The 26,357-nt window shown below is 52.5% G+C and carries 18 protein-coding genes; 16 read left to right on the top strand and 2 right to left on the bottom strand.

Going from position 1 to position 26,357, the window contains the following annotated elements; translation table 11 throughout:
* The first annotated feature begins 131 nt into the window (after window positions 1–131).
* Window positions 132–1,370 (top strand): alanine transaminase, encoded by a 1,239-nt coding sequence (alaC, locus tag ABFI50_RS02855; protein ID WP_014884716.1) that lies wholly within the window; start codon window positions 132–134, stop codon window positions 1,368–1,370.
* A 52-nt stretch (window positions 1,371–1,422) separates the two neighbouring features.
* On the opposite strand, the gene ypdK is transcribed toward alaC, so the two are convergent.
* On the bottom strand, window positions 1,423–1,494 hold the full coding sequence (ypdK, locus tag ABFI50_RS02850; protein ID WP_099458937.1) for a membrane protein YpdK: 72 nt from the start codon (window positions 1,492–1,494) through the stop codon (window positions 1,423–1,425).
* 358 nt (window positions 1,495–1,852) lie between these two features.
* A complete protein-coding gene (gene lpxP / locus ABFI50_RS02845; protein ID WP_087529900.1) occupies window positions 1,853–2,773 on the bottom strand; it encodes a kdo(2)-lipid IV(A) palmitoleoyltransferase in 921 nt (306 codons plus the stop codon).
* Between the two features lie 767 nt (window positions 2,774–3,540).
* On the opposite strand from lpxP, the gene tssB reads away from it, so the two are divergent.
* From tssB to ABFI50_RS02770, 15 genes are all read left to right on the top strand, one after another.
* Window positions 3,541–4,038, top strand: a complete 498-nt coding sequence (gene tssB / locus ABFI50_RS02840; protein ID WP_014884714.1) for a type VI secretion system contractile sheath small subunit — start codon at window positions 3,541–3,543, stop codon at window positions 4,036–4,038.
* A gap of 32 nt (window positions 4,039–4,070) precedes the next feature.
* Window positions 4,071–5,615 (top strand): type VI secretion system contractile sheath large subunit, encoded by a 1,545-nt coding sequence (gene tssC / locus ABFI50_RS02835; RefSeq protein WP_032629132.1) that lies wholly within the window; start codon window positions 4,071–4,073, stop codon window positions 5,613–5,615.
* A gap of 13 nt (window positions 5,616–5,628) precedes the next feature.
* Window positions 5,629–6,972 carry a type VI secretion system baseplate subunit TssK gene (gene tssK / locus ABFI50_RS02830; RefSeq protein WP_282374611.1) on the top strand — a complete coding sequence of 448 codons (1,344 nt, stop codon included), beginning with the start codon at window positions 5,629–5,631 and terminating at the stop codon, window positions 6,970–6,972.
* Window positions 6,969–7,658, top strand: a complete 690-nt coding sequence (gene tssL, locus ABFI50_RS02825; RefSeq protein WP_282374506.1) for a type VI secretion system protein TssL, short form — start codon at window positions 6,969–6,971, stop codon at window positions 7,656–7,658. Before tssK ends, tssL begins: the two co-directional genes overlap by 4 nt.
* Window positions 7,655–9,361: an OmpA family protein gene (locus ABFI50_RS02820; protein ID WP_282374507.1), complete on the top strand. Its 1,707-nt coding sequence runs from the start codon at window positions 7,655–7,657 to the stop codon at window positions 9,359–9,361. The genes tssL and ABFI50_RS02820 overlap by 4 nt, the downstream gene beginning before the upstream one ends.
* Window positions 9,362–9,365: 4 nt before the next feature.
* Window positions 9,366–9,857, top strand: a complete 492-nt coding sequence (locus ABFI50_RS02815; RefSeq protein WP_047344865.1) for an Hcp family type VI secretion system effector — start codon at window positions 9,366–9,368, stop codon at window positions 9,855–9,857.
* 168 nt (window positions 9,858–10,025) lie between these two features.
* Entirely contained in the window at window positions 10,026–12,680 is a 2,655-nt protein-coding gene (gene tssH, locus ABFI50_RS02810) for a type VI secretion system ATPase TssH (protein WP_248217326.1), read from the top strand.
* Window positions 12,677–15,028 carry a type VI secretion system tip protein VgrG gene (gene vgrG / locus ABFI50_RS02805; RefSeq protein ID WP_248217319.1) on the top strand — a complete coding sequence of 784 codons (2,352 nt, stop codon included), beginning with the start codon at window positions 12,677–12,679 and terminating at the stop codon, window positions 15,026–15,028. Before tssH ends, vgrG begins: the two co-directional genes overlap by 4 nt.
* Before the next feature lie 14 nt (window positions 15,029–15,042).
* Window positions 15,043–17,310 carry a M23 family metallopeptidase gene (locus ABFI50_RS02800; protein ID WP_347485311.1) on the top strand — a complete coding sequence of 756 codons (2,268 nt, stop codon included), beginning with the start codon at window positions 15,043–15,045 and terminating at the stop codon, window positions 17,308–17,310.
* Between the two features lie 14 nt (window positions 17,311–17,324).
* Window positions 17,325–17,927, top strand: a complete 603-nt coding sequence (locus tag ABFI50_RS02795) for a hypothetical protein (protein ID WP_048996829.1) — start codon at window positions 17,325–17,327, stop codon at window positions 17,925–17,927.
* A gap of 90 nt (window positions 17,928–18,017) precedes the next feature.
* The gene (locus tag ABFI50_RS02790; RefSeq protein WP_048997224.1) at window positions 18,018–18,542 is read left to right on the top strand and encodes a hypothetical protein; all 525 of its coding nucleotides are present in this window, start codon (window positions 18,018–18,020) and stop codon (window positions 18,540–18,542) included.
* A gap of 243 nt (window positions 18,543–18,785) precedes the next feature.
* On the top strand, window positions 18,786–19,994 hold the full coding sequence (locus ABFI50_RS02785; RefSeq protein ID WP_048997223.1) for a hypothetical protein: 1,209 nt from the start codon (window positions 18,786–18,788) through the stop codon (window positions 19,992–19,994).
* The gene (locus ABFI50_RS02780) at window positions 19,991–23,458 is read left to right on the top strand and encodes an ImcF-related family protein (RefSeq protein WP_248217233.1); all 3,468 of its coding nucleotides are present in this window, start codon (window positions 19,991–19,993) and stop codon (window positions 23,456–23,458) included. The genes ABFI50_RS02785 and ABFI50_RS02780 overlap by 4 nt, the downstream gene beginning before the upstream one ends.
* A complete protein-coding gene (tssA, locus tag ABFI50_RS02775) occupies window positions 23,458–25,056 on the top strand; it encodes a type VI secretion system protein TssA (protein ID WP_248217235.1) in 1,599 nt (532 codons plus the stop codon). The genes ABFI50_RS02780 and tssA overlap by 1 nt, the downstream gene beginning before the upstream one ends.
* 29 nt (window positions 25,057–25,085) lie before the next feature.
* Window positions 25,086–26,357, top strand: a complete 1,272-nt coding sequence (locus tag ABFI50_RS02770; protein WP_248217237.1) for a PAAR domain-containing protein — start codon at window positions 25,086–25,088, stop codon at window positions 26,355–26,357.

The following is a 26,357-nucleotide window of genomic DNA, read 5'->3' as shown; positions in this document are numbered from 1 at the left end:
TTTCATGGGGTTCTCTTTTTTTTCATTTCCCTCTCGACAGCGTGATTTTTTTCAGGTTATTTTCTAAGCATGTCACATCAGTGGCAGCGTCGCTCGGACGGTCCGGGCGCTAACGTTAATCTGAGGAATCTATGGCTGAATTCAGTCCTGAACGCCGTTTTACGCGTATCGATCGTCTCCCCCCTTATGTTTTCAATATCACCGCTGAACTGAAAATGGCTGCGCGTCGGCGCGGCGAAGACATCATTGATTTCAGCATGGGCAACCCTGACGGCCCCACGCCACCGCATATCGTTGAGAAGCTCTGCACGGTTGCCCAGCGTCCGGATACGCACGGCTACTCAACCTCGCGCGGTATTCCCAGATTACGCCGCGCGATCTCGCGCTGGTATCAGGATCGTTATCAGGTTGATATCGATCCTGAAAGTGAAGCCATTGTGACCATCGGCTCGAAAGAGGGGCTGGCGCACCTGATGCTGGCCACGCTGGATCACGGTGATACGGTACTGGTTCCCAATCCGAGTTACCCAATCCATATTTACGGCGCGGTGATAGCCGGGGCGCAGGTACGTTCTGTACCGCTGGTGGAAGGCGTCGATTTCTTCAACGAGCTGGAGCGCGCAATTCGCGAAAGCTATCCGAAACCCAAGATGATGATCCTGGGTTTCCCGTCCAACCCGACGGCGCAGTGCGTGGAGCTCGATTTCTTTGAGAAGGTTGTGGCCCTGGCTAAGCGTTATGACGTGCTGGTGGTACATGATTTGGCGTATGCGGATATCGTCTATGACGGCTGGAAAGCGCCTTCAATCATGCAGGTGCCGGGGGCGCGTGACGTGGCGGTAGAATTCTTTACCCTGTCGAAAAGCTACAACATGGCGGGCTGGCGTATTGGTTTTATGGTGGGTAACAAAACGCTGGTGAGTGCGCTGGCGCGAATCAAGAGCTATCACGATTACGGCACCTTTACGCCGCTACAGGTTGCCGCTATTGCGGCGCTTGAAGGCGATCAGCAATGCGTTCACGACATTGCAGCCCAGTATAAACGCCGCCGCGACGTGCTGGTAAAAGGGTTACATGAAGCGGGCTGGATGGTGGAAATGCCGAAAGCGTCCATGTACGTCTGGGCGAAAATTCCGGAGCCGTATGCGGCAATGGGATCGCTTGAGTTTGCTAAAAAACTGCTGCAGGACGCGAAGGTGTGTGTTTCACCGGGCATTGGCTTTGGTGATTACGGTGACACCCACGTGCGCTTTGCTTTAATCGAAAATAGCGACCGTATTCGTCAGGCGGTGAGGGGCATCAAGAGTATGTTCCGGGCCGATGGCCTGCTCTCAACAAAGAGCGTCTCCGAACACCCCGCATCATCATGACATAAAAAGACAGGAGCCTATGGCTCCTGTCTTTTTGACTGCATGTTCTTCACTAGATCATCAGGGCAAAGGTTCCGGCCCAGACTAAAACGATCACCGAAATGCCCATAAAGAAATATTTCACGTTTCATCGCTCCGCGTATCTTGTGGTACGCATTTAAAAACAGAGTCCAACTGAGTATAGAGAACTGAAATCCGGCCAAAACGGAAATGAGAATTTTCCCGCTATGCCGCCGACTCCAGCTCAGAATTCTGTGCTTTCCTGTAGCCAGACGGCGCTAATGTACGCCTAAAAATGAGGGGTGACAAGAGGGATTTTTTTAAATAATTTCCGACACTTACGGGTGTCGTGGAACGGCGACAGTTTGATTTCGCAAGGCAATAAATTCACTTTGAGCGACGTGACGAAAAACCGTTACACGGGGTTATTACAGGTGATTGAAAAGGTTAGTTTCTTATCGAAACTAACCGTCACGCGGGACTTAAATATAGAGCGAGGCCTCGCCAAGTGGGCGCGTTTTGAAACGGCGATGCATCCAGAGATATTGCTCTGGCGCGCGCATGATTTCAGTTTCGATGACCTTGTTGATAAACGCTGCGGCTTCGCATTCGTTTTCAGGATAGTTGGCCATTTCAGGAGAGATGTGCAGACGATAGCCTGATTTATCCGCTTTTCTCACCATCGTCACGGTCAGCATGGCGGCGCCTGACAACCGCGAAATCACAAAGGTACCGTTGGTTGTCGCCACGTCTTTAACGGCAAAGAAGGGGGCAAAGCTGCTGCCTTTACGTCCATAATCCTGGTCAGGAGCAAACCAGACGGCTTCACCTTTCTTCAGGGCACCGACCATTCCACGCAGATTATTACGGCTGATCATCGCTTTATTGGAACGCATGCGGCCGCGTGTCTGTACCCACTCCATTACCGGGCTATTGTGCGGTCTGTAGGTCGCCATCATTGGCTGGCAAAGACCCATCACCCGGCCACCCAACTCCAGCGACATAAAGTGAACGCCCACAACCATCACACCGCGGTTCTGCAACTGCGCGCGTTTAAGGTTGTCCAGCCCTTCGACATCAAACCACTTGCGGACGCGTTCATCCGACCAGAACCAGGCCATACCGGTTTCGAGCAGCGCCATACCGATAGATTTAAAGTTTTCAGAGATCAATTTTTCGCGCTCTTCAGCATTATACTGAGGAAAGCAAAGCTCGATGTTTTTGCGCGCGATGGCTTCGCGACGTTTCAGGAAATAGCGAGAGGCGCTGCCCAGTTTCGACCCCAGCAAACGCAGCACAGGGTAGGGAAGTTGCACCAGCAGCCAGAGTACGCCAAGACCAAACCATGTAAACCAGTAACGCGGGTGTAAAAACGCACGTTCAAATTTGGATTGAGACAAGATAGTAAAACCTATGTGAAGCCTGTAAAGGTAGCGCAGCGTGTGCGATACGACGTGCCATTAAGACCGTTCTTCAAGGTGATGGTTTCAGGCTTTACCGAACTTTACGGCGTTGCCTGACCACTGCTGATTTGGGTGGGCGGCGTAATGTAGCACCGTTATACGTTATGTGCTATTACTCGTTTTTGATTAAAAAAGCGGCAGTCAAGGAGGTGGTTGATTTTACACTTTTTATAGGCAGTCAGTCATGAGAACACCTTCCACCTGAGTCGGGCAGGAAGCCTCTTCGAGAGAGGATGGATTAAAAGCGCTATTTTTTTGTGGCAGATTCCGTATTCAAATTTTTTTTTACCTCTTCGTTTAATAAATAAGAATTTTCTTTGTGAAAGTTCTTATTTATTATTCATCCAATGAATGAAGTGCCTGAGTCCATAATTTATTCACCTTTCTTTTTATCGAGTCTAAAGTAGTTCTCTCCTGTGTTTTTGATATAGTGCTGTGATGCAAATCAAAACAATATTGTTTTTTTAGCATCTGACTGGCTGCAATCCCTTTTACGATACAAATATTTGTTTTACAGAAAAAGAGTAGCTTCTTTTTCTGGGTTGGTCTGATAAGTTGCAATAATATCTTAGAGGAAAATTCTTAAGAATTTTCTAATTGCGGATAAATGATCTGTGTATTTGATTTGTGGTCGATCATTGTTCTAATATTGCGCATCAAGAACGATACCGTGAAGTTTGCATCGCAAAACAAAGAGGGATGATCAAATGTCTGACAGTTTTCAGAATGAAGTGCCTAAGGCGCGTATTAACCTGAAGCTTGACCTGCATACTGGCGGAGCAAGCAAAAAAATGGAATTACCCTTAAAACTGCTTGTTGCCGGTGATTTCAGTAATGGTCAGGATGCTGCGCCAATATCTGAGCGTGAAAAAGTTAATATCACCAAAAATAATTTCGACAGTGTTCTTTCCGAATATTCCCCAAAAGTTAATCTGAGCGTCAAAAACACCCTGTCAGATGATGGTGGTGAGGACAATATTGAGCTGACTTTCCAGAGCATGAAAGATTTCACGCCAGAGCAGGTGGCTGCCCAGATACCACAGCTGAAGGCGATGCTGGCGATGCGCAACTTACTCCGCGATCTCAAGGCCAACCTGTTGGATAACCAGACTTTCCGAAAAGAGCTGGAAAAAATCGTTCTTGACCAGTCGCTTAGCGCTGAATTGCGCAATGAATTATCCGCACTGGCACCCAAAAAAGCTTAACCATCACGATGTTTTAACGGATTAATCAAGGAATGCTCATGTCTGTACAAAATAATATTGCTGGCGGTGAAAGCATGGTGCTGGAACGTCCTGCTGCGGGTGGGGTTTACGCCTCCCTGTTTGAGAAAATCAACTTAAGTCCCGTCTCTGAATTGAGCGCCTTGGATATCTGGCAGGACGCGCAGGCGATGTCGGATGCGACCGCTGATGAACGTCTGACGGCAGGTATGCAGGTCTTCCTGGAATGTCTGACCAAAGCCGGTGCGAAAGTCGAAAAACTGGATAAAAGCCTGATTGATCACCACATTGCTGAACTCGATTACCAGATCAGCCGTCAGCTGGACGCGGTAATGCACCATGAGGAGTTTCAGGCAGTTGAAGGTCTGTGGCGCGGAGTGAAGTCGCTGATTGATAAAACAGATTTTCGCCAGAACGTGAAAATTGAGTTGCTGAGTATGTCTAAAGAAGACCTGCGTCAGGACTTCGAAGACAGCCCGGAAATCATCCAGAGTGGTCTGTATAAACACACCTATATTGATGAATATGACACCCCAGGCGGCGAGCCAATTGCGGCACTGATTTCCGCATACGAGTTCGATGCTTCAGCGCAGGATGTCGCGCTGCTGCGCAACATCTCTAAAGTATCCGCTGCTGCGCACATGCCGTTTATCGGCTCTGCAGGTCCAAAATTCTTCCTTAAAGAGTCCATGGAAGAGGTCGCTGCGATTAAAGATATTGGTAACTATTTTGACCGCGCAGAGTACATCAAGTGGAAATCGTTCCGCGATACCGACGACGCTCGTTATATCGGCCTGGTCATGCCGCGCGTACTGGGACGTTTACCGTACGGGCCGGATACCGTTCCCGTTCGCAGCTTCAATTATGTCGAAGAGGTCAAAGGTCCGGATCACGACAAATACCTGTGGACGAATGCCTCCTTTGCCTTTGCTTCCAACATGGTGCGTAGCTTTATCAATAATGGCTGGTGCGTACAGATTCGTGGTCCGCAGGCCGGTGGTGCGGTTCAGGACCTGCCTATCCATCTTTACGATCTCGGTACCGGCAATCAGGTAAAAATCCCGAGCGAGGTCATGATCCCCGAAACCCGCGAATTTGAGTTTGCGAATCTGGGCTTCATTCCTTTGTCCTACTACAAAAACCGCGACTATGCCTGCTTCTTCTCGGCTAACTCAAGCCAGAAACCGGCGCTGTATGACACTGCAGATGCAACGGCTAACAGCCGCATCAACGCGCGTCTGCCGTATATCTTCCTGCTGTCGCGTATCGCCCATTACCTGAAGCTGATTCAGCGCGAAAACATCGGTACCACGAAGGATCGTCGCCTGCTTGAACTGGAGCTGAACACCTGGGTTCGCAGTCTGGTCACTGAAATGACCGATCCGGGCGATGAACTGCAGGCGTCTCACCCGCTGCGTGATGCGAAAGTGGTTGTTGAAGATATTGAAGACAACCCGGGCTTCTTCCGCGTGAAGCTGTACGCGATCCCTCACTTCCAGGTCGAAGGCATGGACGTCAACCTGTCACTGGTTTCCCAGATGCCGAAGGCGAAATCGTAAAACAGGCAGGAAGCTGATGAAAACGGAACAACCGTTATGGGGCAGGGGCATTCTGGTCTCTCCCCAGCATTTTCAGCAACAGGTCGCGTATGCGGCCTGGTCTGCGGAATGTATTGCCCGACTGGGTCTTTCGTGCCCGTGGGGGGTCATTGATGCCACCTTTGAACCGGAATCTCTCAAACTAGGGCGTATTCAGGCCCGGCATCTGCACGTCCGTTTCCAGGACGGCACGCTGATTGATACCGACAATGCTGATCCTCTGCCGCCGGTGCTGTCGCTTGAGAGTGAATCACAGGAGGTGACGGTGGTGCTGGCGCTTCCGCTGCTGCGGGCGAACGGCGGCAACTGTTTAAAGCCTGATGAAGTCGCTGAGCGTCCGGTGCGATATCGCCAGAGCTGGCGGGATGTTCGCAATGCCTTTGGTGAGGATACCCGTCAGATAGCGGTGTTGCAGCCGGAGCTGACGCTGCGTTTTGATCATCAGAATAACAGCGATTATCTGACTTGCCCTGTCGCCCGACTGCAGCAAGATTCACAGGGTTCATGGCAATTAGATGAGACGTTTCTCCCTCCTCTGTTGACTATCCAGGGCAGCCGCTGGCTGGTGACTCAACTGGAACAGCTGTTGACCCAGCTGCGAGTTCGCCTCTGCCGTCTGATGGCAATGCGTCGTGAAAGCAATGAGCGCATGGCTGATTTCGCCGTGGCGGATGTATCTCTGTTCTGGCTGCTCAACGCGCTGAACAGTGCCGAGCCCGTGCTTGATCAGTTCCAGCGTAACCTGCAAAGCCCGCCGGAACGTCTGTATCCGGAACTTTCTCGCCTGGCCGGGAGCCTGCTGACCTTCTCTCTGGAGCATCAGGTGAGCGCCATACCTGTCTGGCAGCACGAGCAACTCAATGCGGTATTTCCACCGCTGTTTGATTTGCTTGGCGATCTGCTTGAAGCCAGCCTGCCGTCCCGCGTGGTGGCCCTGTCACTCGACTATGACCCACGGCTGCACTTCTGGCAGGCGCGTCTGCATGACCCACGTCTGCGTGAAGGGGCTGATTACTACCTTTCCGTGCGTTCACCGATACCGGTTGCCCAACTGCAGGAACAGTTTCCGCGCCAGTGTAAGGTGGGCAGTCCTGACCATGTGCGGGGGATCGTCAACTCTTCACGTGTGGGCGTACCGTTAACCCCACTGCGCCATGTGCCAGCCGCCATTCCATTGCGCCTGGAAAACCAGTATTTCAGTCTCGATCTTTCCCATCCTCTGGCGACAGAAATGCTCCAGAGCGGAACATGCATGTTTTACGTCCCGGGCATGCTTGGCGAGCCTGAACTTGAACTCTTTGCGGTACTGCGAACATGAATGAACGTAAACATGGCACTGCCGTGCCGGTGGATATTGATGCTTTGCTGCAGGATACCTGGCTTCAGGTTATCAGTCTTCGCCATGGTCCGCAGTTTATGGAAGGAGAAGGGCGGGCTCTGTGGGAGCGCTGTATCGCGGATGTGGAGCGCGTTCAGCGTGAACTGAAAGCCAGTGAGCTGGATGAGACCAGTTGTCAGCATATCCTCTCCGCTCAATGTGCATTGCTTGATGAGGCGGTCAAAGGTCGTGGTGTGGAGGACGATGCCTGTGTGCAGTGGTATGACATACCGCTGCAGGGGCATTTTCTTGGCACGATGGATGCGGGTGACACCCTGTGCGACAAGATGCGCGATGTGCTGCGTGAGCCAGCACCAGACTGTGCCGTGCTGACCTGCTTCCAGCGAGTCATGATGCTGGGTTTTCTGGGGAACTTCCGCTCGCTAAACGATCCGGAACGTCAGAAGCTCGTCACAGCCCTGAATGAACGGGTGGCGCCGTTTAGCTATCCGCAGACGCATCCTGTGCTGGCAGAGAGCCGTGTCGGGCGGGGAATGGGAGGGTGGCTTGAATCATGGTCCATGCGTATTGGCCTTAGCGTGGTGGTTCTTGCTGCGCTCTGGTGGGGGCTGGATCATTGGCTCGATCAACTGCTGCGGTCCTTGTTGCCGGGAGTCGTAAAATGAGTCCTGCACAACAGCGCGGGATTGCGCTGTGGGCTGCCCTGCTGAGTGCTGTGGTCTGCCTGGGTTTTCTGCCGGTATCCCGACTGGTTTCGGTGCTCGTTATGCTGGCGATAATCGGCCTTATCATCGCGTTCTGGTATATCGCCAGCCGTCGTGCTGAACCTGACGTCACCTTACATCTGGATGACCTTCCTGAAGCCACTTACCGTCAACCCGTGGTGTTGGTTTGTGGCGATCTACCTCTGACCTGGCCGCAGTCGTCTCCGGTGCTCGCCGTCACACAAGGGTGCTGGATCCGCGTTGAAGATCATCAGGATCTTGAGCAGGTCGCCCGGCAGGTGCTGTGGCTGCGACCTGACTGGGGGCGTCAGCTGTCGGTGATGGTCAGTGTCTGTCCACAGAAACACGCCGACAGCGAGCGCCTTACCAGCCGCCTGCTGGCCCTGCGCTGGCAAATCAGCCAGCTGCGTAAGGAAACGGGTCATTCTGTGCCGCTGGTTCTGAATGGCCAGGTTGGTAGCGCAATGACGAATGACATGCTCTGGCAGGCGGCTATCGCCGGAGAGGGAATGAGGGTCTGGCGTGAGTCTTCAGCGCCGAGCTCAATCGCTGCGTGGGTCACCACGGGTGGTTCGCCTGCGATGCAACAGCAAGTACTCATGAACAGCCTGATGGGCTGGTTCCATAAGCACGTCAAAGCTGTCTTTATGGATGAAAACCCCGATGTTCCTGTCATTGCACCTGTTGCGGTGCTGTGGGGTATGGGACCGATCCTGGCCGGCAGTCTGGCCACATCGGTCTGGACGGCATGGCTTTCTCGTCACACTGCGATGCAGCGGGTGACGGGCTGGCAGCCAGTGGGAACGGACAGTACGATTATTTCCCCGTTCCCGGATTTTATCCTGCCGCTGCTACCGGAAGGGAGCGGGCTCACATCGCAAGCCCGCACCTGGCGCTGCGTCCTGAGTCTTTTCACCCTGGCGGCGATCGCCGCGCTGCTGAGTAGCGGCTGGAACAATCGCCAGCTAGTGCATCGCGTGAGCTTCGATATTGCCCGTTACGACAGCATCTCTATGGATAACTATGACCAGAAAGCCAGCGCGGTTGCGATCCTGCGTGCGGATGCTGTGCTGCTGGATGATCTGGCGCGTAACGGCGTACCGGCCCGGCTGGGCCTGGGGCTTTATCAGGGCGAACGTCTCCGGATGCCGGTGCTGGAAGCGATCCGCTCGTATGTGCCACCGCCTCCTAAACCACAGCCGAAACCCAAACCGGTACCGAAAATTGTGCGTCTCGACAGCATGTCGTTGTTCGACTCCGGAAAATTCGTGCTCAAAGCGGGTTCCACCAAAATGCTGGTGAATTCTCTGGTGGGCATCAAAGCGAAGCCGGGCTGGCTGATTGTCGTATCTGGCCACACTGATAACACCGGAAATCCGCAACTGAACCAGATGCTCTCGCTGAAACGTGCCGAGGCAGTGCGCAACTGGATGCGAGACACCGGCGACGTACCTGAAAGCTGCTTTGCTGTGCAGGGCTATGGCGAAAGCCGTCCTGTTGCAACCAACGACACCCCGGAAGGGCGTGCGCTCAACCGTCGTGTCGAAATCAGTCTGGTGCCGCAGGCGAACGCCTGTCAGCTACCCGGCAAACACCCGGCGCCATCGCAGGATGATGGCGCATCACAATTAAATGGAGAGTAATTCCATGGCAATTCCTGTTTATCTTTGGCTGAAAGACGATGGCGGCGCGGACATTAAAGGGTCTGTAGACGTACAGGATCGTGAAGGCAGCATCGAAGTGGTGGCTCAGGAACACAACCTGTACATCCCGACCGATAACAATACCGGCAAGCTGACCGGGACGCGTATCCACACGCCATTCCTGTTCACCAAAGAAATCGATTCCTCCAGCCCATATCTTTATAAGGCTGTGACCACGGGTCAGACCCTGAAGTCTGCCGAATTCAAGTGGTACAAAATCAACGACGCGGGCCAGGAAGTGGAGTATTTCAACACCAAACTGGAAAACGTGAAGGTGGTGAAGGTGAATCCTGAAATGTATGACGTTAAGGATTCTTCTAAAGAGAAGCACAACCACCTTGAGCGCGTTGAACTGCGTTACGAAAAAATCACCTGGACCTACAAAGACGGCAACATCATTCATTCCGACTCCTGGAACGAACGCGCTACTGCGTAAGTCGCAAGCGGGCAGGTTTTCCTGTCCGCTTTTCTCTTTGCTGAACGTCTGCCGCTGCGGGCGCTGAGCAAAGAAAACATCACATCCCGGAAACAGACCTTATGGGCCTCGGTAACGGCCAGGGGCGGTAGCGTGTCCGAAAGGTCCACAACAGTGAGTAAAACCAACATGGAAAACCCGGCAATCCTCCTTCGACGTCTTAATCCATACTGCGCGCGGGCAATGGAAGGTGCAGCTTCGCTCTGCCAGACTCGCGCGCATGCAGAAATTCTGCCGGAGCACTGGCTGCTGAAGCTGCTGGAGCAGGGGGAAGGTGACCTGACGGTGCTGGCTCGCCGCTACGAATGGGATATGGACGGCATCTGGCAGGATTTACTGGGCTGGCTGGATAAACAGCCGCGCTCGGTACGCCACCGGCCGCAGCTTTCAGAAAACATCCAGTCTCTGATGCAGCAAGCCTGGCTGATAGCCTCACTGGCGGGTGAAGAACATATCCGCAGTGTGCATTTACTGATGGCACTGGTTGAGAAACAAAACCTGGTGCGCTGCAACGGTCTGTGGCCTTTGCTGACCCTGGGCCAGAGTCAGCTTGAGCGTCTTCGACCGTTGCTTGATGCGCAGTCAGATGAACGTCCGGAAGTGCAGCAGGAAGCGGAACTGGCGCAAAGCCATGGTGGAGAAGTCGAGTTCGTCGGGCGCCCTGTGGGTGCAGAAGTAAAAGAGGGAGAACTCAACCCTGCGTTGCAGAATGCGCTGGATAAATTCACCCTTGATGTCACTGCGAAGGCGAAAGAAGGCAAAATCGATCCGGTGTTTGGTCGTGACACCGAAATTCGTCAGATGGTGGACATTCTCTCCCGTCGACGCAAAAACAACCCGATCCTGGTTGGCGAGCCGGGCGTGGGCAAAACCGCACTGGTTGAAGGCCTGGCGCTCAGAATTGCCGAAGGCAATGTGCCGGAATCGCTCAAAACCGTGGTGCTACGTACGCTTGACCTCGGCCTGCTGCAGGCGGGTGCGGGTGTGAAGGGGGAGTTCGAACAGCGTCTGAAAAACGTCATTGATGCAGTACAGCAGTCCCCGGTACCCGTTCTGCTGTTTATCGACGAAGCGCATACCATCATCGGTGCTGGCAACCAGGCCGGTGGCGCGGATGCTGCCAACCTGCTGAAGCCCGCGCTGGCGCGTGGTGAACTGCGGACAATTGCTGCCACCACCTGGTCTGAATACAAACAATACTTTGAGCGCGATGCAGCCCTGGAGCGCCGCTTCCAGATGGTAAAAGTCGATGAGCCGGATGACGATACCGCCTGCCTGATGCTGCGTGGCCTGAAATCCCGCTACGCCGAACATCACCATGTGCACATTACCGATGATGCGGTTCGTGCCGCAGTTACCCTGTCGCGCCGTTATCTGACGGGACGTCAACTTCCTGATAAAGCGGTGGATCTGTTGGATACCGCTGCCGCCCGCGTACGCATGAGCATCGACACGGTTCCGGAGCAACTTATTCGTTATCGCGCATCTATCACCGCACTCAACATGGAGAAGCAGGCGCTGCTGGAAGATATCGCGATTGGCAATCAGAGCCATGCTGGACGTCTGAGCGCGATAGAGCAGGAAGAGGTAAACCTGATTGTGGCGCTCGATGAACTCGAAAGCCAGTACGGTCAGGAACTGAAGCTGACCGCTCAACTGCTCGAAAGCCGTCAGGATATCTCGCGCCAGAGCGAGACTCACCAGCTGCATCAGGAACTTAACGAGATGCAGCACGGTAACCCGCTGCTCTCCCTGGATGTGGATGTACGCACCGTAGCCAACGTGATAGCCGACTGGACAGGTGTGCCGTTGTCATCGTTGATGAAAGACGAGCAAACCGAACTGCTGACGCTGGAAAATGAAATAGGGAAGCGCGTGGTCGGGCAGGATACGGCGCTTAAGGCCGTCGCTCAGCGTCTGCGCGCGGCAAAAACGGGCCTCACGTCCGAGAACGGACCGCAGGGCGTATTCCTGCTGGTGGGGCCGAGTGGCGTCGGGAAAACTGAAACCGCGCTTGCGCTGGCCGATGTCATGTATGGCGGCGAGAAGTCACTCATCACGATTAACCTCTCAGAATACCAGGAGCCACATACGGTTTCGCAGCTGAAAGGCTCGCCTCCGGGTTATGTCGGGTACGGCCAGGGCGGAATTCTGACCGAAGCCGTGCGAAAACGGCCGTACAGTGTAGTGCTACTGGATGAAGTGGAAAAAGCCCACCGCGATGTCATGAATGTGTTCTATCAGGTCTTCGATCGCGGCTTTATGCGTGATGGAGAAGGTCGTGAAATCGACTTCCGCAATACTGTTATTCTGATGACCTCGAATCTCGGTAGTGACCACCTGATGCAGTTGCTGGAAGAACAGCCTGACGCCACCGAAGGCGACCTGCACGAATTGCTGCGCCCGATATTACGCGACCACTTCCAGCCGGCACTCCTGGCCCGCTTCCAGACCGTGATTTACCGACCGCTCCACGAGATAGCTATGCGCACCATTGTTGAAATGAAGCTGTCGCAGGTGAGCAGGCGTTTAGACCGTCACTATGGTCTGGCCACACATATCGATGAGAGCCTTTACGACGCGCTGACGGCAGCCTGCCTGCTGCCGGATACGGGCGCGCGCAACGTCGACAGTCTGCTGAATCAACAGATTTTGCCGGTGCTGAGTCAGCAGTTGCTCTCTCACATGGCCGCCAAACAAAAGCCAAAGTCGCTTTGCCTCAGCTGGAGCGAAGAGGAGGGGATCGGCCTGGCGTTTGACTGGCTACAGGGAGACTGCGTATGAGCAACACTCCACCGATCAGATACAGCCACAACCATCACCTTCTGGCGGTGAAAGGCTGTGAGGCCGAACCCGACGTGCTGGCGTTTGACGGCGACGAAGCCCTGAGCAGGCCGTTCAGCTATCGCATTGAGTTTACCAGCCACGACCACGGCATCAGTAAAGAGATGATGCTGATGAAGCCCGGCTCGCTGACGCTGCAGGCCCCGGTTGACCAGGGTTACGGCATTAAAATACAGCAGCCGCTGCGGGTGATTCAGGGCGTGGTGACCGGTTTTGAGCGGCTCGGCACCTCGAAGGATGAAACGCATTACGCCCTGACGCTGCAGCCACGCCTGGCGCTGCTGGACCGTTCGCACCAGAACGCGATTTACCAGGACATGTCGGTCCCGCAAATCGTGGAAAAAATCCTGCGCGAGCGTCACGGCATGCGCGGCCAGGATTTTCTGTTCTCGCTGACCAGAGAGTATCCGCGCCGCGAGCAGGTGATGCAGTACGGCGAGAACGACCTGCACTTTATCACCCGCCTGCTGGGTGAGGTGGGTATCTGGTTCCGCTTCACCACCGACACGCGCCTGAACATTGACGTGGTGGAGTTTTACGACGGTCAGCAGGGGTATGAGAAAGGCCTGACCCTTCCGTCGGTCCCGCCTTCAGGACAGCACTCGCAGGGCGTGGACGCGGTGTGGGGGATGGAGAGCCATCACAGCGTGGTGCAGAAGCAGGTCAGCACGCGGGACTACAACTACCGCCAGGCCACGCAGGACATGAACGCGCAGGTAGATGTGACCCGCGGGGATACGACCACTTACGGGGAAGCGTACCACTATGCCGACAATTATCTGACGCCGGGTATCGCGTATGAGCGTCATCCGGCACCCGAGTCCGGGGCGTTTTATGCCCGCATCCGGCATGAGCGCTACCTGAATGGTCAGACGCAGGCCCGGGGCATCACCAGCAGCCCGGCGCTCTCTCCCGGCCAGGTGCTGAAGGTCACCGGCGGGTATGAAGTGGCAGAGGTGTTTGCCCGCGGTGTGGTCATCACGGCGATGCGCAGCCATGCGCGGCGGGATGAAGATTTTTGCATTCATTTTGACGGTATTCCGGACAGTGCGGATTTCAGCTTCCGCCCGGAGCCGGGCCCGCGTCCGGTGATGGCGGGTACCCTGCCGGCCCGCGTCACCAGCACCACCGAAAATGACACCTACGGCCATATTGATAAGGACGGCCGCTATCGCGTGAACATGCTGTTTGACCGTGACAACTGGGAGACCGGGTTCGAGAGCCTGTGGGTGCGCCAGTCCCGCCCGTATGCAGGCGACACTTATGGCCTGCATCTGCCGCTGCTGGCGGGTACCGAGGTGGCGATTGGTTTTGAGGACGGTAACCCGGACCGTCCGTACATTACCGGCGTGCTGCACGACTCGGCGCACGGGGACCACGTCACCATCCGCAACTATAAGCGTAACGTGCTGCGTACCCCGGCGAACAACAAAATCCGCCTCGATGACGAGCGCGGGAAAGAGCACATCAAGGTCAGCACGGAGTACGGCGGCAAGAGCCAGCTGAATCTTGGGCATTTAGTGGATGCTGAAAAACAACCGCGCGGTGAGGGTTTTGAGCTCCGGACGGACAGCTGGGGCGCCATCCGGGCGCAGAAAGGGATTTTTATCTCGGCGGACGGTCAGGCGAAAGCGCAGGGCCAGGCGCTGGATATGCAGCCGGCGGTCAGCAGCCTGGGGAATGCCCGGGAGCAGATGAGAGCCCTCTCTGAAGACGCGCAGAAGGCGACGGCGAACCCGGCGGACCTGCAGGCACAAATCAGACTGCTGGAACAGCAGCTGACGGACCTCAAAAGGTCGGTGCTGCTGTTCAGCGCACCGGAGGGTGTGGCGCTGACCAGCGGAGAGCACCTGCAGGTGTCTGCGGGCCAGAACCTGATAGCCACGGCCGGAAAGAATGCGGACGTCAGCGTGGTGAAAAATTTGTTTATCGGGGTGGGTAATGCCCTGAGCGTGTTTGTTCGTAAGATGGGGATTAAGCTTATTGCGAACCAGGGCCCGGTGCAGGTACAGGCGCAGAACGACCTGATGGGGCTGCTGGCGCGTAAGGAAATCAGTATTGTCAGCACCGAAGATGAAATCAGAATCATCGCGAAGAAGAGGCTGACGCTGAACGGTGGCGGGAGCTATATCACGCTGGATGGCAATGCTATTGAGTCTGCCACTCAGGGGGAATATCGCACGAAAGCAGGGCACTACGGACGAAAACAAAAAGCCAGCAAGCCAGAAGACTTCCCGAACGTGGCGCCTGAAACGACCGAACCTTCCAGTAACTTCAGCTTTTCCTGACAGGGAGTCACAACATGATTATCAGCCCTCCGTTTCTGAGAGAAAAAGATGCCAGTCAGTCTGACACAGACTGGGTTGAGGCGATGATGCCGGTCAATCCCCGCCGGGGATATCCTCTTAATGCATCAGAGTCCTGGCATGGGGGTATCCATATATCACATACGGATGCGGGTACAACGCCGGAAAAAGTGCGGGCAATCGCTGACGGGACGGTGGTATCGTTCCGCAAGCCCTCCCCGGCAGAGAAAAGAGACCAGTTTCCCCTGAAGTATGCTGCGGTCAGGGGAACGGATGATGGTTATGTTTTACTGAAGCATGAGACGGAAATTGGTTCCGGAGAGAATGGTAAGGTCGTTTTTTACTCTCTGTATATGCATCTGAAGTTTCTGGAAGCAGAGGTAAAAGCAGATGCCAGAATCTACCGTAAAGACCCGATAGGCTCCTGCGGCATGACTGACGGCCAGAATGAATTTCACTTTCAGGTTTTCTGCGATGATGACAACATCAGCAAACTGACGGGCAGAAAAACAGAGGAGCTGGATGTTTCGAAAGATGGCCGCACTGATGCGGTTTACGGCGATATCCATTTTTATCTGCCAGCAGGGACAACGTTTTACGATAAGGCACCGGCAGAAAACAGCACTTCCACAGCCGGACTTTCTGAGCTCTATACCAGCAATGCGCCTCTGTATGTCAGCATGACTCTGGCACAGGGCAGCTGTACGATGGTGACCCGCCAAAAAAATACGCAGACTGACGGGATGTATGAACCGCTGGGCGAGCCGCTGGTGAACGCTGACGGTGAAGATTATGAATACAATCTTTATAAAACCGCGATGCGGAATTATAAGGAGAGCCCCAGCGCCGGGTTTGAATTGCTGCGTTTTGGGCGGGTCATCAATACGGACCATGAGACGCTGGTGCCGGCCGATGCGCCGCTGTGGATGACGGTCAGTTATCCGGGGGGAACGGGGGTGGTCAATCTTGCCGCACCCGGTATTAAAAAGTTCAGCGACGCGGATTTTCCTCACTGGACGGGATGGAGGCTGGTTGATGATGACAATGACACCCACAGTCAGTGTAATTCGGCGATCATCAGAAAGTTACAGGAAGAAGGCAGTTACGAAACTCAAGCCGGCAGGCTTATCTGCCGTTTACCGTTTGAGTGGGAAAAAAGCACATTAGATGCCAGGTATGAATGGCTGATGACCGGTCTGCCCTGGGAGCAGTGCACGCCGGAAAAAACGGCCATATGGACGGTCCCGGGAACACAGGAAACGAAGGACCGGGTACTCATGAGTAAAGAGGATTATTGTAAGTTTAAACAGCACGCTGAGGCACTGTGTTTTGATTCGGGAGAATTAAGCTCTGGAAGGTTCTGGCATTTCAATCCCACCAAATTTATCTCTCATTTGAGAACGTGCGGATGGCTTAGTCATGAAGAGGTTTCCTCAATGATTCCAAGGAAATACTATGAAGGCTACCCCAGCAAGCCAGTTAACGTGACAGTCCCATGGGCTACTTCGTTCGGTCGGTGGGAAAAGTATGCAAAAGACTTTAACAATATATGTAATAAATACAATATAATATCCCCACTTAGACGCTCTGCATTTTTAGGACAAATTTATATTGAAACCGGGATGCTTAGGACTATGACTGAAGGCGGAAAAGGCCAAAAAAATAGCAAGGGTAAGTTTGTATCCCCCGCAGCTGAGTATTATCAACCATTTTATGGTAGGGGATTCATGCAGCTAACCTGGCCGCAAAATTTCGATGACTATAGGGGGTTTAGAACAAAAAATAAATTACCTGATGAATCCTCTCAATATGTGTACGATGACAGTCGGATAACAAATGCAAGTGAACATTACTGGGCAGATCCCAGAAAGACTGTGGTAGATAAGCGCACCCGCGAAAAGCATACTATTATTGATGATGATCTTTTAAAAAAATGGTATCCACGTTACGATCCTAAAATTATCGCAGAGGATTCATTCTGCGCAACTGATAGTGCTGGCTTTTATTGGGTTTCAAAACATCACAGCCATGAGGTGAATATCAACAGAGTGCCTGATAATGGAATTACTTCAGAATCAATCGGTAGATGTTCAGTTCTAGTTAATGGCGGTGGGTATGGATATTTTGAACGACAGGCCTATACACGATATGCGTTCTACTATTTAAATGATGCTGTAATAACAGATACCAAAGAAATAGTTGAAGTGCAAAAAGGTAGTAGTACTGTAAAAATTACTGTTGATTATACCAAACAGTGCAAATAAGAGATTGGTTAATTATGAATAATAAAATTCTAACAAAAAGTTTTGTTTGTGCTATGATTTTTTTTTCAATGAGAGTATTAGCGGATGATATAGATGTTTCATCCGCAGTTAAAAATTATACCTTCAAGGATGGAGAACCTTACGGCCTATCACAAGTATATCAAATTAACGCACCAGATACCGGCTTCCCTCCTTATTATGTTTTCCAGAGTTTAGGCAAAGAAAACGCATACCCATTTGTTTTTAATCGTGAAGGACTACCTGGTAAAGATGAACCATACAGTCGATGTAACTTAGTTCTCAAAGTTAATGATCAATATCTTATACCTAACAGGAATTATAAGTCTGAATATGCCGAAGATTCTGAACCATGCCTCGGTATTGACAGGATACGAATCATTAAAGGTAAAAGGGATATTAAATGGTATGTGACCGAGGCTTTATATCAATCGAAAGGTGATACACCAGATAAAATTGAGGAAATATATTTTTATTCTGGCGTGTTTTTTTGCTTTTCAAAAGAAATTAGTTCAAAGCTAGCTGTGGGGAAAATTAAAATAAAAGACCTCGAAAATTTGTCTGTGGATGAGAAATACTTTGCGGAATGTGATAAATAAAATCCAGTGAAGACTTCCAGTAACTTCAGCTTTTCCTTACAGGGAGTCACAACATGATTATCAGCCCTCCGTTGATGAAGGTGGTGGTCGATGAAAAATTATATAGCTATAATTATGTTACTGTTGTTGTCATTGAGAGTGATGGCAGATGATCCCGGAGGAATATCCTTACTTGTCAAGGCATTGCCTTCTGCAAGTGATTATAAATATGTCCTTGATGGCTTTTTTAGAAATTATTATGGTGTGGACAATCCTCACACTCCTTCGTGCGATCAAAATGATTATACCCCTTATATTGACAACGTATATTTGAATACGTTCCCAAAAGGTATTGATGTCAATATACTAATAAAATCCATAACAGACTTATCTACCAGAACTCAGATTGCCAAAATATTATCATCTTACTCTGATGATCAAGTTTCTGGATTTGATGGAGTTCTTTTTTATGCAGTGAAAGATAATAGGCTATTAATTTATACGTTCGACTCAAAAGCCCCTGGGCATATCTTTACGAATGAGTTGAATATTGATGGAATTATTAGCTATAAGCTTTTGGGAAGATCCATTTGCCAGTCTATAAGATCAAAGATACTCCCTTCCAGTCCTCAATGATATTGAGGGCAGTAGCTTTGTTCAGATATTTTTCATTAATCATATTTATGCTGTGTTTTTCAAGTGTCATTGCTGGGGGAAGAGGATATTACCTGTAAACTAAATTAACTCCTCAAACCTGCGATGAAAGAATAATCATTTATTTGGTTGTGGCCTTTCATAGTATGATGATTATAATAAGTTTCGTAGTTTCCTCCTTTTTATCCTAAACCAGTGTATCTATTTTGTAATATGAGAAAATGAATGTCATATTCACTCAAAAATTTGCCAGAACGCTACTCTAGGTCTAGTCCTGTAAAAATCTCTCATTGGCTTATTGCTCTGGTTGCCATGCTTTTGGTCAGTGTTGTATTAATGCGTATATTTGGGCGTTATTTTGAAAATCTGTATTTTTGGAAGATTGCTTTAGGCGTGCCTATTGTTTTATGGAGTTTTACGTTTGCTTCTCGTCTGCTTCTGTGGGCATTGCAGGATAGCAAAGCAAATGCCTTCGACAAACAGAGAGAACAATGGATACTTCGAGAAACCTGCAAGGCACGTCGTGCACTGCAGATACTGAATGCAACTTTTATTACCGGCCACTCTTCAGTTGCTCAGAAAGATACAGCTATTGCGATGCAAAACAACGATAGCATTATTGTTTCGCAGGTTGACCGGGATGGTAATGAAAGCTCCAGGATGAGCCAAATATCTTCCAGCCCGCAGGACTCGCTAAAATTCGTGATAACGAATATTTTTTCGCAGCTGATTGCTGATATTCCTTTTGCACAAATCCCTGACAAATTTCCATTAGTAGTAGTTTTTGATGTAACAACATCGCTGCCTCTGGAGAGCATTCGGCATTACTGGGATGAGGCCTGGCAAAAGAACAATATTAATCTTCCTGTTGAATATGCTGAAGGGAGTGGTCTCAGTGTTATTGACCGCTGGCTGAATGAACGTATTAAAGATAAAGCAATGTTAATGATTGTGGGTCTCCAGTTAAAGCCTGCCGATTCTGACAACACAGCTGAGGCCGGCGTAGCACTGCTTCTTGGCAACCGCCTGACCCAGGAGGCACTCGAACCTCTCGCGCTGCTGCACCGGCCAGATGCTGCTCCATCAGGTGGACTGAGCGAGGGGATGAGGATGGCTGCCTGGAACGTCCCACTCAAAGAAAATATCGTGAAAAATTTATGGCTTGCCGGGATGACAGGTGAGCAGCGCGCAGAAGTTATCGGGTGCCAGAATGCTCACCCTGCGCAGTCTGTAGAGGACGAAGCCGTCATTTCGCTCGATACATCCATGGGACATGCCGGTGCCGCGGCCCCCTGGCTGGCTATCGCTGCCGCCACCGAAATCGCCCGACAAACTCAGCTACCACAGATGATTATCTGCGGTGATACCACACAGAATGTGCTGTGGAGCACGCTCATTACCCCAATTGCTTCCCGACAGGAGATGGATCCGTGAAGCTACCTTTAGCACCGAAGACTACGGAAGGCCGCTATCTTGCTGTCGCATTGATTTTCTTTTTGCTGTTAGCCGTTATGACGTTCATGATCTGGAAGCATCCGGATATAGCCGGAATTGAAGACGGAAGTCAGCAGCAAATTTACTGGCTTATCGCCGGCGGATGTATTTCATGCTGCGGCCTTGTCGTATCCGTGGTGCTTTTGGCGGCGGTATGCAATGCCGGTAAACAGGAGTTTAATGCGCTTGTCGACAAAACCAACGGTGATGATGAGAAAAAGAAGCGGGAAAACGATAAAGCGCCTGTTCACCCTGCGGTGACCATGTGTAACAAGATCCGGGGACATCTCCGCTCACGTATTGGCCTTTACTGGAGTCGTAAAACCCGGCTGTTGCTAATTACTGGCGATGAGGCGGCAATTGAATTCCTCGTACCTGGTCTGCAGAAAAACCAGTGGCTTGAAGGCAACCGTACCGTCCTGATATACGGTGGGAGCCTGGCATCTGAGCCCGATCGTGAAAAATACACCGCGCTACGTAAACTGCGTCGGAGTCGTCCTCTGGACGGTATTATCCGCGTTTTACCGCAATCGCTTAGCCTGACCCCACAAATCAGTGACAGCGATTTACGCGGCCTGGAACAAATCAGTGAGCTGCTGCGCTATTCAGCACCGGTCTGGCTGTGGCAGCTGTGCGACAGCAAGTGGTCACAGGCAAAACGCCCTGAGCAAACGGTGGGGGCTACTTTTCCCCTGCGCGCTAAAGAAGAAGATATTATCCGTCAGCTTGAACTGATGCTGCCGACCCTGCGGGCTCAGGGGATGAGTCAAATCGTCGAAAACAACAGTCACGACGCCCTGCTGCGCCTGGGCCAAAACCTTAACGACGGCGGTATCGCCCGTTGGGCTCAGCAACTGTTGCCGTGGCTCTCAGTTTCTCAGCAGCGTATTCCACTGCGTGGCCTGATGTTTAGCCTGCCGGAGAATAAACCAGCCGATACGTCAGAGAAAACGACCGACCCTGAGAAATATATCCCGGAATCACAGCAGCATGCGCTGACTCTGCCGGTGACCTGGCAGGGTATCGTTGACGACTGTACCCGTGTGCGTGGCCGCCGTGTCGGTATGGCGTGGGAACAGACCCTTGCCTGGACGCTGATGGTTATTCTCGGAATCTGGGGAGCAGGGACGCTACTGTCGTTTTCACTGAACTACGGACAAATCTCCTCTGTCGCAGGAAAAGCCCGCAACCTGGTTGAACATCCTTCCGTATCCGACTATCAGCTGACGGGACTCCATGACCTGCGAAATGATGCAGGCCGCCTGCTGCACAATGTTCAGGAGGGGAGTCCGTGGTATCAGCGCTTTGGCCTTGACCATAACCAGCAGTTGCTCGATGCGTTACTGCCCTGGTACGGCGTGGCGAACAACCGCCTGATTCGCGACCCGGCAAATGCCGCCCTGGCACAGAAGCTCACTGCGCTGGTAGGCTCAGCGCCCGGCAGCGATCAGCGGGCGCAATTGGCGAAGCCGGGGTATGACCAGCTGAAAGCCTGGCTGATGATGGCTCGCCCGGATAAAGCCGACGGCGCGTATTACGCCCAGACGATGAAAAGCGTGCAGCCTACGCGCATGGGCATTTCAACCGGCCTGTGGCAAAGCCTGTCGCCGGACTTGTGGGCCTTTTACATCACCGAACTGCCTGAGCAGCCACAGTGGAAAATCACGCCGGATGCGCAGTTGGTCAGCCAGAGTCGTCAGGTGCTGCTCCAGCAGATTGGCCGCCGCAATGCAGAAAGTACGCTGTATGAGAACATGCTCAAATCCGTGCGTCGTAACTTTGCAGATATCTCTCTGGAAGACATGACCAGCGGTACCGATGCGCGACGACTGTTCACCACCGAGGAGGTGGTGCCGGGCATGTTCTCTCGTCAGGCATGGGAAGGTGGCGTTCAGCAGGCCATAGAGAAGGCAGCCCGTTCACGTCGGGATGAAATCGACTGGGTACTCAGTGATTCACACAAGACTGTATCGGCCGATCTGTCGCCGGAAGCGCTCAAAGCCCGTCTGACAGAACGTTACTTTACCGACTTTGCTGGCAGCTGGTTGAGCTTCCTGAACAGCCTGCAACTCAACCCGACAAACAATATTGCCGATGTGACGGATCAGCTGACTCTGATGAGTGATGTCCGCCAGTCTCCGATGATTGCCCTGATGAATACCCTCGCCTGGCAGGGACAGACCGGCCAGCGAAGCGAAGGTCTTTCGGATTCGATCCTCAAATCGGCTAAGGATCTGGTAGGCGGAAAAGACAAGCCTGCGATTGACCAGTCTGCGTCAGGGCCGCAGGGGCCGCTGGATGAAACTTTCGGACCGCTGCTTCAGCTCTTGGGTAAAAATAAAGGCAGCAACGTCATGTCGGCTGACAACTCGCTGAGCCTGCAGACGTACCTGACCCGCATTACCCGGGTACGCCTGCGTCTGCAGCAGGTTGCAAACGCCTCAGATCCGCAGGAGATGATGCAAACCCTGGCGCAGACCGTGTTCCAGGGCAAAAGCGTGGATCTGACTGACACTCAGCAGTACGGCAGCCTGATTTCGGCAAGCCTTGGCGAAGAGTGGAGCGGGTTTGGCAGCACGATGTTTGTGCAGCCGCTGACTCAGGCCTGGGAGACCGTGCTTCAGCCGTCTGCGGCCAGCCTGAATGATAAGTGGAGCCGTTCAGTCGTGGCGAACTGGCACACGGCATTTGACGGACGCTTCCCGTTTGCGGCGAGTAAGAGTGATGTTTCCTTGCCGATGCTTGCCGAGTTTATACGTAAGGACAGCGGGCGTATTGAACGCTTTCTGAACACCGAACTTAGCGGTGTATTGCACAAAGAAGGCAGCCAGTGGGTGCCGGATAAGGTCAACAGTCAGGGGTTAAACTTTAATCCGGCGTTTCTGCGCGCCATTAATCAGCTGACCCAGCTGTCGGACATTCTGTTTACCGATGGCAGTCAGGGCATCAGCTTTGAACTGCAGGCACGTCCGGTACCACAGGTTGTGGAAACGCAACTGACGATTGATGGGCAAAAGCTGCACTACTTTAACCAGATGGCTGACTGGCAGTCCTTCCGCTGGCCGGGAGAGACTTATAAGCCGGGAACCATGGTGACCTGGACCACGGTTAACGCAGGGGCGCGTCTCTTCGGCGACTACAGCGGAACCTGGGGCTTTATTCGCTGGCTGGATCAGAGCAAGCGTCAGCAGCTCGACCGCAGTCAATGGATGATGAATTTCACCGCCCCGGATGGTCGCACCCTGCAATGGGTATTGCGTTCACAGCTTGGCAGTGGGCCGCTGGCGCTACTGGCTTTGCGCGGCTTCACGCTGCCGGATGAGATCTTCAGCGTTGACAGCGCGGCCACGGCTCAGGCGCTGATGGCGAACACCGAAGACAACGACATGGACGAAAGCGAATAATGGACACTCTGCAGAATCTGATTGCCGCCTGTCAGGCGGACGAAACCCAGCTGCGAAAGCAGGCTCAGGCACGCACGGAAAGTTGGCACCCCTGGCTTGCCCCGGTAAATGAGACCCGTGCAACAGGAGAAGAGCCCGGGTATGACGATGATTTTCAGCGCATAAGAGAGGAGGTGAATAAACTCTCCGGTATCGATACGGGACTGATTTGTACGCTTGCCGAAAAACTGCTGACGACTACCGCCAAAGATATCCGCATTGCGACCTATTACTGCTGGGCGCGATTGCACCAGGACGGTGAAACAGGCTTTGCCGAAGGGCTTGAGTTAGTGGCGGGATTGCTGCAGCGCTACGGAACGCAACTTCATCCGCAGCGGGAGCGAAGCCGTAAGCCCGCGCTGGAGTGGCTTGCAGGTTCTCGTCTGCTTGACAGCCTGTCACTCTGGCCAGAAGTGGTCCGCGACGATGCCCTTCGCACGGCAGGCGCGCTGTTGCTCATCCATGACGCTCTGCAAACAGAGCCGGAAACGTCACGACCCGAGCTGAATGCCCTGTACAGCGCGCTGGAATCCCGCCTGATGAAGGCGGGGGGCGTGGATGCCGTGGTACCTCAGAATGCCGGCAATCAGCCCCAACTCCTGGCTTCGCACTCGACGGAGTCTGACGCACCCGTTATGAGCCGCATCACGTCCGGTCAGGATTTGCTGGCGCAGGCACGCACGTTGACCGGGTATCTGCGTGAACAACCCGATGGCTGGCTTGCCGCTCACCGGCTGATGAAGAGCCTGAGGCATGACACCCTGAGCGCTATTCCTGCACCGGATGCCGAAGGGAAAACACGCATTGAACCACCCCGGGCAGACCAGCGGGCGATGCTGAAGCGCCTGTACCTGCAGCAGAGCTGGCTGGAGATACTGGAGCAGGCGGACAGCACCTTCTCACGTGGTGCCAATCACCTCTGGCTGGATCTGCAGTGGTATATCCATCAGGCGCTGGTGAAGTTGGGGCAGGATGTGCTGGCCGATATCATCACCGCCGACCTGAAAGGGCTGCTGCGCCGCCTTACCGGACTGGAAACCCTGGCTTTTAATGACGGGACGCCATTTGCCGATGAGGTCACGCTGAACTGGATTAATCAGAGCGTACTGGACGATATGTCCGGCTGGCGGGATGAGCCGGTCAGTGCCGGCAGTGGAGAGGATAACGATATCCTGACCCTCGAGCCTGAAGCGCTGGAGAAAGCGGACACGGACGGTCTGGACGCGGCACTCCATTGGCTGCAGACCCGCCCGGGCACCGACGCCATAAAAGACAAATGGCTGCTGCGCCTGCTGATGGCGCGTATAGCCGAGCAGAAGGGCAAAAATGAACTTGCCCTCCATCTTCTGGGCGAGCTGGACAGTACAGCACAGTCCATCACCCTCACGCAGTGGACACCGGCGCTGTTGTTTGAAGTCAAATCCCGCCGACTCAGACTGCTGCGCATGAAAGCCTCGCGCAGCGAAACCGACAGATCACGGCTTCAGCCTGAGATGGATTTGCTTCTGTCCGGTCTGATTGCGCTCGATCCGGCAAGCAGTGCGGTGCTTTGCGGATAACCGAAACTGGATGTAAGTAAGGGAAAAATATGGCTGCAGAAGGCTTTTATCTGGTGCAGGGCGATAAGACGACCTGCGGCGGGAGAATAACCACGGGCGCAGAGGATCACACACTGTTTGATAAACCTGTAGCCCGGGAGCAGGACAGTGTCACCTGCGGTAAACATGCCGGGATTTTCAAAATCGCCGGTGGCATCGACAATGACACCATACACGACAGGCGAATGGCCGGAACCCTCGACAGTTACAGTACCTGCCCCTGTAAGGCGAAGTTTATTCCGTCAATGATGGATGATACGTACGAGAAGAGCAGTGGAGCTTCCGCTAGAGAATCGGAAGCCGGTTTTACAGCCGCCAAGACGCAAACCTCCCCTGAAGTGCCTGGTTATTTGACCGGTGAGCAAAAACCATCGGTTTTTGTGCCAGACTACCCGGCTCTACGTAACACACGTAACTTCCCGGATAATAAGTTAAGGGCTATGCTTCAGGCCAATAGCCAAGAAGTTATGCTACTTACGCTCGGCGAAGTATATGAAATACTGTCATCATGGGGATTTTACAAAAATGGTTGGGTGGATCTGACACAAAGTCAGCCAGGACAAATTGCAGTAAATTATGGATTGGGTATTAAAGATGCCATTACAACAACTATGCTTATTGCAGATTTAAAATTGTATGATATTAAATCTACTGTGTACGTGAATAAAAATGGAACTGAGCTTATAAAGCTTACTGGATATGCAGGGGTGCGAAAAATATTAAATGCACCTGTATATGCTCTTAAAAATCCTAAGGTGGTCAGTTTGGGAATTGGGAAGTTTGGTGTTAAAAATACCATTGTAAAAGGCACTGTAATAACTTTCTATTTTGCTCTCGCGTATCGTACCATTGATTTCATAATGAATGACGGTACCAGTCTGGCTGAATTTATAGGCTCACTGGCAACAGATGTCGTAAAAATTGGTATTGCTTCTACTATCAGTTGGGGGGCTGGTGCTTTATTGACAATGACTCCATTTGTTATTGGCCCACTTGTGGCTGTCGTACTTGTTGGTCTCGGGGCAAGCATCGCATTGAACGTGCTGGACGATCATTTTAAAGTGACGGATAAACTTTTTGAATTAATTGAGAATGCACAACAGGAGTTTATAGATAAAGCTCGCGAGATCGAGGATGGATTCTGGGATCTTGGTGCTATGTATCTGGATGGGATGCTACGGACCGGGAAAGAGTTCGTGATTGCTGAAACCAGAAAATACTTGCGTGAAACGCTACAAGAAATTATTCCGATGGATTATTGA

Origin of the sequence: Enterobacter sp. HNDS-6 (assembly GCF_039850505.1) — a bacterium.
Classification (GTDB): domain Bacteria; phylum Pseudomonadota; class Gammaproteobacteria; order Enterobacterales; family Enterobacteriaceae; genus Enterobacter; species Enterobacter kobei.
Note: the sequence above shows the minus strand (reverse complement) of the source record. Positions and strands in the feature narration are given on the sequence as shown.

Coding starts and splice junctions, on each gene's coding strand:
- alaC (WP_014884716.1), top strand. CDS start 132: ATGGCTGAATTCAGTCCTGAACGCCGTTTTACGCGTATCGATCGTCTC.
- tssB (WP_014884714.1), top strand. CDS start 3,541: ATGTCTGACAGTTTTCAGAATGAAGTGCCTAAGGCGCGTATTAACCTG.
- tssC (WP_032629132.1), top strand. CDS start 4,071: ATGCTCATGTCTGTACAAAATAATATTGCTGGCGGTGAAAGCATGGTG.
- tssL (WP_282374506.1), top strand. CDS start 6,969: ATGAATGAACGTAAACATGGCACTGCCGTGCCGGTGGATATTGATGCT.
- ABFI50_RS02820 (WP_282374507.1), top strand. CDS start 7,655: ATGAGTCCTGCACAACAGCGCGGGATTGCGCTGTGGGCTGCCCTGCTG.
- ABFI50_RS02815 (WP_047344865.1), top strand. CDS start 9,366: ATGGCAATTCCTGTTTATCTTTGGCTGAAAGACGATGGCGGCGCGGAC.
- tssH (WP_248217326.1), top strand. CDS start 10,026: ATGGAAAACCCGGCAATCCTCCTTCGACGTCTTAATCCATACTGCGCG.
- vgrG (WP_248217319.1), top strand. CDS start 12,677: ATGAGCAACACTCCACCGATCAGATACAGCCACAACCATCACCTTCTG.
- ABFI50_RS02800 (WP_347485311.1), top strand. CDS start 15,043: ATGATTATCAGCCCTCCGTTTCTGAGAGAAAAAGATGCCAGTCAGTCT.
- ABFI50_RS02795 (WP_048996829.1), top strand. CDS start 17,325: ATGAATAATAAAATTCTAACAAAAAGTTTTGTTTGTGCTATGATTTTT.
- ABFI50_RS02790 (WP_048997224.1), top strand. CDS start 18,018: ATGAAAAATTATATAGCTATAATTATGTTACTGTTGTTGTCATTGAGA.
- ABFI50_RS02785 (WP_048997223.1), top strand. CDS start 18,786: ATGTCATATTCACTCAAAAATTTGCCAGAACGCTACTCTAGGTCTAGT.
- tssA (WP_248217235.1), top strand. CDS start 23,458: ATGGACACTCTGCAGAATCTGATTGCCGCCTGTCAGGCGGACGAAACC.
- ABFI50_RS02770 (WP_248217237.1), top strand. CDS start 25,086: ATGGCTGCAGAAGGCTTTTATCTGGTGCAGGGCGATAAGACGACCTGC.